Source organism: Anaplasma marginale str. Florida, from assembly GCF_000215485.1.
Taxonomy (GTDB): domain Bacteria; phylum Pseudomonadota; class Alphaproteobacteria; order Rickettsiales; family Anaplasmataceae; genus Anaplasma; species Anaplasma marginale.
Genome location: NZ_AFMS01000084.1, coordinates 1 through 1803 on the forward strand (window position 1 = coordinate 1; position 1803 = coordinate 1803).

The 1803-nt window shown below is 51.1% G+C and carries 1 protein-coding gene and 2 pseudogenes; all 3 read left to right on the plus strand.

Annotated elements, in window-relative coordinates; translation table 11 throughout:
* Nucleotides 1-374, plus strand: a pseudogene (locus tag GAC_RS05940) (hypothetical protein); the annotation flags it as partial.
* Complete coding sequence (locus GAC_RS02375; protein ID WP_241760125.1) at nt 340-1056, plus strand: hypothetical protein; 717 nt, start codon at nt 340-342, stop codon at nt 1054-1056. The pseudogene GAC_RS05940 and the gene GAC_RS02375, both read left to right, overlap by 35 nt.
* 78 nt (nt 1057-1134) lie before the next feature.
* Nucleotides 1135-1803 (plus strand): annotated as a pseudogene (locus tag GAC_RS02380) (NADH-quinone oxidoreductase subunit F); the annotation flags it as partial.

The window sequence follows — 1803 nt, forward strand, 5'->3', positions numbered from 1 at the left end:
GAGCAGTAGAAACTCTAATACCGCGAGAGGGCGGTTTAGTACTCTTCTGCAACGATGTAGCTGCGGCTTCGAAAAAGTTTGACCAGCGTGTTGAGCCGCGCAATTTTGATCCAAAATGTTGCGATTTAAGCGGGGTAGATTGGGTAGTGGAGCTCATCGCCGGTGGGGTGGATGAGAAGGCGAAGTTTTACTCCGCCGTGGCTCCAGACAACGTGGCGTGCTTTTTATCTTCCGATGTGCAGCCCGCGTTACGGGATGAGCTCAGAAAAAAAAGTGCCGGAACAACTGCTCCGCAAACTGACCTCAATACGGTTCCCCACATTTTTCCGCGGAGCATCGGTGCTGGAACTCGTCCCCCACTCCGGAGAGTCTGAGGATATTATAAGCTCTATAAAGGAGCTTTATAAAGGTACGCTTGAAGTTTTTACATACTCTGAGGGCGAGGGCGAGCTTTTTGATAAGATAGGGTATTTCTGGGTGGCCACGTGCGTGTCAGCTGCCTATGAATGCGGTATTGGGGTTGAGGTGGCTGACCATCTGATTGCCAATGAGCGCACTGGCATCCCGCTACCAGGTCCGTTTTCCATCCTAGACACGCTCGGATTGGATAATTTTATTGCTTTCTTGGACGATTTGGTGCAGCTATTGGATGAAAATGACCCGCTGCGTGCTGCACGTGCCAAACTACCAGACGTCGTTTTTGCAATGATTGCTGACGGGTTTACTGGGTCCAGCGGCGGTAGAGGGGGGTTTTATCGTGCGTATGATGTGCGTGATGGAAAGATGGAGCAGGTTATAGATCTTTCTAGCGGGCTTTATAGAGGCATCAAGAGTGGTGATTCCACACTAGCGGAGCCGCATGCTGATGATAGGTTCAATAGGTTTTCTAGGCTGGTTTGGGGAGAGTTCTTTCTTTACGTAAATTACCTTGTTGGGTCGCGTGGGGAGAAGGCAGTAAGTGCTGTGGACAGTGTTCTACAGGCCGGTTACGGCTGGAAATACGGTGTCCGTGCGCTTGCTGAGATAGTAAATGTGAAACTTGATTTGCAAAAATAAGCGGGTGGTTGGTTCTACAGGCTTGCTGTTCTTGGAGTTGAGGGTTAGTATCTGTTTGTTTGCTCGTTGGGGTGTTGAGTGAAAAGCGAGGATGCGGCGTTTACCAACCTTGCCGGCCGAGAGTCTCCGTATCTTGGGGCGGCTAAGAAGCGTGGCGCATGGGATGGTACAAAACGGATACTGGAGCTGGGCCCCGACAAAATAATCCAGGAGGTTAAGGATTCTGGGTTGAGAGGGAGGGGCGGTGCTGGGTTTCCCACGGGAACTAAATGGAGCTTTATGCCCAAAACACGTCCTGAAGGCCGTCCAGCGTACTTGGTAATTAATGCTGATGAGTCAGAGCCAGGGACCTGTAAGGATAGAGACATAATCAGATATGAGCCGCATAAGATCATAGAGGGAATTCTAATAGCCGGCTTCGCCATGGGCGTCACCGCTGCGTACATTTACATAAGGGGTGAGTTCTATAATGAGTACCTAGTGCTGTCCCAAGCTTTGGATGAGGCGTACAAACACGGATTGGTTGGAAAGAATGCGTGCTCGTCTGGCTACGATTTGGATATTTTCATCCACAGAGGCGCCGGTGCGTACATCTGTGGGGAGGAAAGCGCGCAGCTAGAATCCCTGGAAGGGAGAAAGGGCATGCCCAGGTTAAACGCCCCCGTTCCCGCGGCTGTGGGTCTATACGGCTGTCCTACAACCATAAACAATGTTGAGACCGTCGCTGTGGTTGCGGACATCATGCGC